The sequence below is a fragment of the Mameliella sp. AT18 genome (genome assembly GCF_028807275.1).
Taxonomy (GTDB): domain Bacteria; phylum Pseudomonadota; class Alphaproteobacteria; order Rhodobacterales; family Rhodobacteraceae; genus Antarctobacter; species Antarctobacter albus.
In genome coordinates this window covers 26,238-32,417 of the sequence record NZ_JARAMO010000234.1, presented here as the reverse complement: position 1 = coordinate 32,417, position 6,180 = coordinate 26,238, and the positions used below count along the sequence as shown (strand labels likewise).

Here is a 6,180-nt window from a genome sequence, read left to right as displayed (position 1 = left end):
CGACGCCGACGCCGACGCCGACGCCGACGAAGACCTCAATGAATTCCGACCCCGAGGTCGAGAAGAACGGCACATCCGCTTCGCCCGCAAGCGCCTTGGCCAGCAAGGTCTTGCCGGTGCCCGGCGGCCCCATCAGCAGCACCCCGTGCGGAACTTCGGCGCCGACACGCTGGAACCGCTCCGGCTCATGCAGGAACTCGACCAGTTCGGCCACTTCCCTCTTGGCCTGGTCCTGCCCCGCCACATCGGCGAAGGTCACGCGCGCCCTGACCTCGCTCGGCTTTGAAAACCGGCCGCTGAAAAGGTCGCCAAGACCACCCGCGCCCAACCCGCCGCCGATCTGGCGCAGCATGCACCGCTGGAACCAGAAATAGACGGCGAGGATCAGAACCCGCGGCAGTATATAGCTGAAAATGGATATGCCGCGTGGCGCTTCGGCGGTGATCTCGATGCCATGTTCCTCCAGCAGCGGCAGAAGCTCCGGGTCGCCCTGGCTGGGCGTGACCGCGCGGAACTGCTTTGGCTCCATGGTCGGGTCGCCGCGGACGGAGACAATGATCGCATGCTCTTCCAGAAGCGCCTGGGCAACCTGCCCCTCCCGGATCATGTCCTTGATGGCGCTGTAGGACGTGGTCTGAACCGTGGCAATCGACTGGGAAAAGAAGGAAGAGACCATGGCCGCAAACAAGAACGCCCAAAGGGCCACGAGAATCGGCAGTCTCAGCGCTTCGTCGTTCCCGGGATTTTCCGGCGGAGTTTCCGGCATGGGCGACCTCTCGTCGTGCAGCCCATCTTCGCAGCAAAGCCGGGCGATGGCTTTGACATCCGTCAATCGCAAACGTCATGCCACGCAGTGACGACCGGCCAACCGTGAGATTGGCGTGCTTTTCCATGCGCAGACGGGTCCGTCCCGGTCAGGGAACGAGCGCCGCAGCGCCAGACAAGATCCCTGAACGCAGGTCTGCAAGCGCGTCATTTGCGCGGGCCAGTGGATAGACGGTGGTTTCGGTGCATATTCCGGCCCGCACCGCAAGCGGAAAAAATTCCTCGCCGTCGGCGCGGGTCAGGTTGGCGACCGACCGGATGATCCGTTCCTGCCAGAGATCCGCGTAGGGAAAGGCCGGAATATCACTCATGTGGATACCGCCCGAAACCACGCTTCCGCCCTTTCGAACCGCCTTCAGCGCCACCGGTATTAAGGCGCCCACCGGCGCAAAAATCAAGGCGGCATCGAGTTCTTCCGGCGGCCTGTCGTCAGAGGATCCGGCCCAGACCGCGCCAAGGCGCAACGCGAAGTCGCGGGCCTTGTCATCGCCGGGTCGGGTAAAGGCATAGACCTGCTGGCCCTGCCAGGTACAAAGCTGGCAGAGAATATGCGCCGCCGCGCCGAAGCCATAGATCCCGATCCGGCGCGTCGGCCCCGCGAGCTTTAGGGTGCGATAGCCGATGAGCCCGGCACAGAGCAGCGGGGCCAGGGCAACCGGATCCGCATCCCCGGGAAGCGGAAACACGTAGGCCGCGTCGGCTACGCAGTATTCCGCGTAGCCGCCATTGCGGGTGTAGCCGGTGAATTCCGGCGCATCGCAGAGGTTTTCGCGATGCTCCCGGCAATAGCTGCACCTCCCGCAGGTCGCCCCCAGCCAGGGCACCCCGGCCCTCTGGCCAAGGGCGAAGGCGTGGACACCCGCGCCGATGGCGTCGATCCGCCCGACGATTTCGTGCCCGGGGATCAGCGGCAGGACAGGCTCGGTCAATTCGCCATCGACGATGTGCAGGTCGGTCCGGCAGACACCGCAGGCCTCGACCCTGAGCCGCACCTCGCCCGGTCCGGGTTCCGGAATCGGCAGCAGGCGTGGGAAGAGCGGCGCGTTCTGCCTTTCCAGAACCATGGCCTGCATGGTCGTCCGTTCGCTAGGCATCCATGTCCTCTCGCAGTCTGGTTGGCGCGGCTTGAACAGTCACAGCAACGCCTTGCCCGTGTCCGGATCGAACAGCTTGCATTTGTCCATGTCGACCCAAAACGCCATCCGCGTTCCCGCCGGGCGCGCCGCCGAAGGCCGGACACGGGCAATCATCTCGTTGCCTCCGATGGAGAACACTATCATCGTGTCCGGCCCGGTCGGTTCCACCACCTCGACTTCGCGCTCGAAGGAAAAGCCGGTCCCGTCCGGCCCGCCCTCGGTGATCGCCTCGGGCCGGACGCCCAGGACCACCCTGCGGTCTTGCCTTACCGACAACGCCGCCACTGACCGACCCGGCAAGGGAAACCGCAGACCATCGCCCGTTTCGACAAATACTATCTCGCCCTCGGACACCAACGCCCCGGTCAGCATGTTCATCGGCGGTGAGCCCATGAACCCCGCGACGAACAGGTCCACGGGCCGCTCGTAGACCGTCTCGGGATCGGCGAACTGGCGGATATGGCCGTTGTCCATCACCGCGATGCGCGTGGCCAGGGTCATCGCCTCGACCTGATCATGGGTCACATAGACCGCGGTCTTGCCCAGCCGCTGGTGCAGCTTCTTGATCTCCGTGCGCATCTCGATCCTCAGCTTGGCGTCGAGGTTCGACAATGGTTCGTCGAACAAGAACACCGAGGGTTGCCGCACCAGGGCCCGTCCCATCGCCACCCGCTGCCGCTGGCCGCCCGAAAGCTGGGCGGGTTTTCTGTCAAGCAGGCGGTCGATCTGAAGCATGTGGGCAAATTCGGACACCACCCTGTTCTGTTCGTCGCGTGGCACACCCCGGGTCTGCAGGCCGAAGGTGATGTTCTGTCGCACGCTCTTGGTCGGATAGAGGGCGTAGGACTGGAACACCATGGCAATATCCCGGTCGCGCGGGGGGACGTCATTCATCAGCCGACCGCCGATTCGGATGTCGCCCCCCGACAGCGTCTCAAGCCCGGCCACCAAGTTCAGAAGTGTCGATTTCCCGCAGCCCGACGGGCCGACCAACACGACGAATTCACCCGGCTCGATGGTCAGGTCGATCCCCTTGATTACTTCGGCCCCGCCGAAGGACTTGCGCACGTTTCCAAGCTCGATCCCGGCTGCCATGTCTATCCTTTCACCGCTCCGGCCGACAGACCGCGCACGAAATAGGCCCCGGCCACCACATAAACCAACAGCGTCGGCAACGCCGTGATGATCGCCGCAGCCATGTCGACGTTGTATTCCTTCACCCCGGTCGAGGTGTTGACGACGTTGTTCAAGGCAACCGTCACCGGGTTCGAGTCGCCGATGGTAAAGGCCACGCCGAACAAAAAGTCGTTCCAGACCTGGGTGAACTGCCAGATTACAGTGACCACGATGGCCGGCAGCGACATCGGCAGCACGATGCGGAAGAAGATGCCGAAAAAGCCAGCCCCGTCGATCCGCGCCGCCTGAACGATCCCGTCCGAGACGCCGATGAAGAAGTTGCGAAAGAACAGCGTCGTGAAGGCCAGGCCATAGACCGTATGCACAAGGATCAGCCCCGGCACGGTGCCGGCCAGTCCCAACTGCCCGAGGGTGCGGGCCATCGGCAAAAGCACCACCTGGAACGGGATGAAGGCTCCGAACAACATCATTGCAAAGATGATGTCCGCCCCGCGGAAGCGCCACTTGGTCAGGGCGTAGCCGTTCACCGCCCCCAGCAGGGTCGAGATCGCCACCGCCGGGACGGTCATCAACACCGAGTTCCAGACGTAAGGCTCAAGCCCGTTGCAACGCACGCCGACACAGGCCGATCCCCAAGCCTTGGCCCAGGCATCGAAGCGAATGGATTGCGGCAGGGCGAGCAACGTGCCCTGCCGGATCTCCTCCAGCGACTTCAGCGAGGTGGAGACCATCACCACCAGCGGGATCAGGTAGTAGACACAGAACAGCCCGAGCACCGCAAAGAGCATGACGCGTTGGGCGATGGCCCAACGTCCTTCGGCTCGCACGATGCCGGGGGCGTTGCGACGGCTCATCCGCGCGTCCCCCTCAATTCGGAATAGAGATAGGGCACGATGATCGCCACGATGGTCATCAGCATAATCACCGCACTGGCCGCGGCCACCCCCAGCTCGCTGCGTTGAAAGGCAAAGGCATACATGAAGGTCGCGGGCATGTCCGTGGCATAGCCCGGACCGCCGCCTGTCAGCGCCACGACGAGGTCGAAGCTCTTAATGGCAAGATGGGCCAGGATGATGACGGTGGACAGGAAGACGGGCCGCAGGATTGGCAGGATGATTGACGTGTAGGTGCGCATCAGACCTGCACCGTCGATGGCGGCGGCCTTCAGCACCTCGTCATCGACCGAGCGCAACCCGGCCAGGAACAAGGCCATGGCATAGCCCGAGGATTGCCAGACGGCGGCGATCACCACGGTGTAGATCGCCCGGTCGGGGTTCACCAACCAGTCGAAGGTGAAATCGGTCCATCCCGCTTCGCGCACCAGCCGTTCCAGCCCCAGCCCCGGATTGAGCAGCCATTTCCAGACCGTCCCTGTCACGATGAACGACAGCGCCATCGGGTAGAGGTAGATCGTGCGGATCACTCCCTCGGCGCGGACCCGTTGATCGAGCAGGATTGCCAAGAGGACCCCGATGGCCATGCTGATGCCGATGAAGAGCGCCGAGAAGATGCCGAGATTGGCAAGGGCCACCGACCATCGCGGCGTCGCCCAGAGCCGTTCGTATTGCTGAAGGCCGGTCAGATCGTAGTTCGGCATCACGCCCGACCGGGTGAACGAGATGTAGATCGTCCAGAGGATGAATCCGTAGACGAAGAACAGGCTGAGGGCAAAGAGAGGGGTGACCACCAGAACGGGCAAGCGCCGTTCGAGGGTCTGCAAGAGATGTCTGCTCATGGCCTGCTCCCGCCGCACTGCCCCGGCCTGCCCTTCCGCAGACCGGGGCGACAATCTTACATCGCCCGCTGTACCGCATCGGCAAGCTGAGCGGCGGCCTCTGCGGACCCCATGTCCGAATTGATGAACTGCGTGACCAGGTCCAGAAACTCGCCCCGGACAGAACGCGGGATCGCCATTTCATGCGCCATCGACGGCACCAGTGTTCCGGCGTCACGCGCCGCAAGCAGGTCCCCGTGCGAGCGTTGGGCACAGATGTCGAAGTCATCGAGCGCAACGTCGGTCCGCGCAGGGATCGAGCCCTTGGCCAGGTTGAAAGTCTTCTGGAACTCCGGCGACATGATAAGCGAGGCCAGGACCTTCTGACCCTTGATGTTCTCCTCCCCCGAGACATTGAAAAAGGTGAAACTGTCGGCGTTCAGGATATATCCTTGGCCGGGAGCCGGGGCACAGAGAAAGTCCTCTCCCGGGGTCATGCCTGCGGCCAGGAACTCGCCCTTGGCCCAGTCCCCCATGATCTGGAAACCGGCTTCGCCGCGCATGACCATGGCCGTGGCGAGATTCCAGTCGCGACCCGAGAAGTTCGGATCGACATAGCCGCGCAGCTTGCGGAGCTGGTCGAAGGCGGCGACCATCGTGTCACTGCGAAGCGCTGCATCATCGAGATCGACCAGCGCCTGACGATAGAAATCCGCCCCGCCGATCCCGAGAACGACCACCTCGAACACGGTCGCGTCCTGCCAGGGCTGACCGCCGTGGGCCAGCGGCGTGATCCCTGCGGCCATGAGCTTGTCGGCGGCGGCGTTGAATTCTTCCCAGGTGGTCGGCATCGCCTCGACACCCGCCGTCGCAAGCGCCTCGGGGCTGGCCCAGAGCCAATCCACCCGGTGGATATTGACCGGCGCGGCAACATACTTGCCGTCGAACTTCATGATGTCGGCCAGCACCGGCGGCAGCACGTCGTCCCAATGCTCGGCATCGGCCACGTCCTGAACGTCGCGCAAGGCGCCTTCGTTGGCCCATTCCTGGATGCCGGGGCCCTTGAGCTGAACCGCCGTCGGCGGGTTGCCCGCCACGACGCGGGCGCGCAGGGCGGTCATCGCGGCATCGCCGCCGCCGCCCGCGATCGGGCTGTCGACCCAGGTGCCGCCTTGCGCGTCAAAGGCGGATTTCAGTTCCCCCACGGCCTTTGCCTCGCCGCCCGAGGTCCACCAGTGCAGCACTTCCACCGTGCCGTCTGCATGGGCGGGCGCCGCCAATGCCGTCAGGGCCGCCAGGGCCATGGTTCTTGTCAAATGTCTCATGATGTGCTCCTCCACTCGCCCCGTGCCAGGCTCCGGGGATCCC

Annotated in this window: 6 protein-coding genes; all 6 read right to left on the bottom strand. The window is 64.2% G+C overall.

The genetic code is table 11. The features are described 5' to 3' along the window. Positions 1-676: AAA family ATPase (locus tag PVW46_RS20970; RefSeq protein ID WP_274577431.1), on the bottom strand; the 676-nt coding region annotated here is incomplete at its 3' end. Positions 677-914: 238 nt separating this feature from the next. Next, positions 915-1,919: a zinc-dependent alcohol dehydrogenase family protein gene (locus PVW46_RS20965; RefSeq protein WP_274577430.1), complete on the bottom strand. Its 1,005-nt coding sequence runs from the start codon at positions 1,917-1,919 to the stop codon at positions 915-917. 39 nt (positions 1,920-1,958) lie between these two features. Beyond that, on the bottom strand, positions 1,959-3,056 hold the full coding sequence (locus tag PVW46_RS20960) for an ABC transporter ATP-binding protein (RefSeq protein WP_274577429.1): 1,098 nt from the start codon (positions 3,054-3,056) through the stop codon (positions 1,959-1,961). A gap of 2 nt (positions 3,057-3,058) precedes the next feature. Continuing rightward, positions 3,059-3,952: a carbohydrate ABC transporter permease gene (locus PVW46_RS20955; RefSeq protein WP_274577428.1), complete on the bottom strand. Its 894-nt coding sequence runs from the start codon at positions 3,950-3,952 to the stop codon at positions 3,059-3,061. Beyond that, the gene (locus PVW46_RS20950; RefSeq protein WP_274577427.1) at positions 3,949-4,833 is read right to left on the bottom strand and encodes a carbohydrate ABC transporter permease; all 885 of its coding nucleotides are present in this window, start codon (positions 4,831-4,833) and stop codon (positions 3,949-3,951) included. The genes PVW46_RS20955 and PVW46_RS20950 overlap by 4 nt, the downstream gene beginning before the upstream one ends. Before the next feature lie 56 nt (positions 4,834-4,889). Further along, complete coding sequence (locus PVW46_RS20945) at positions 4,890-6,137, bottom strand: ABC transporter substrate-binding protein (protein WP_274577426.1); 1,248 nt, start codon at positions 6,135-6,137, stop codon at positions 4,890-4,892. Positions 6,138-6,180 lie beyond the last annotated feature (43 nt).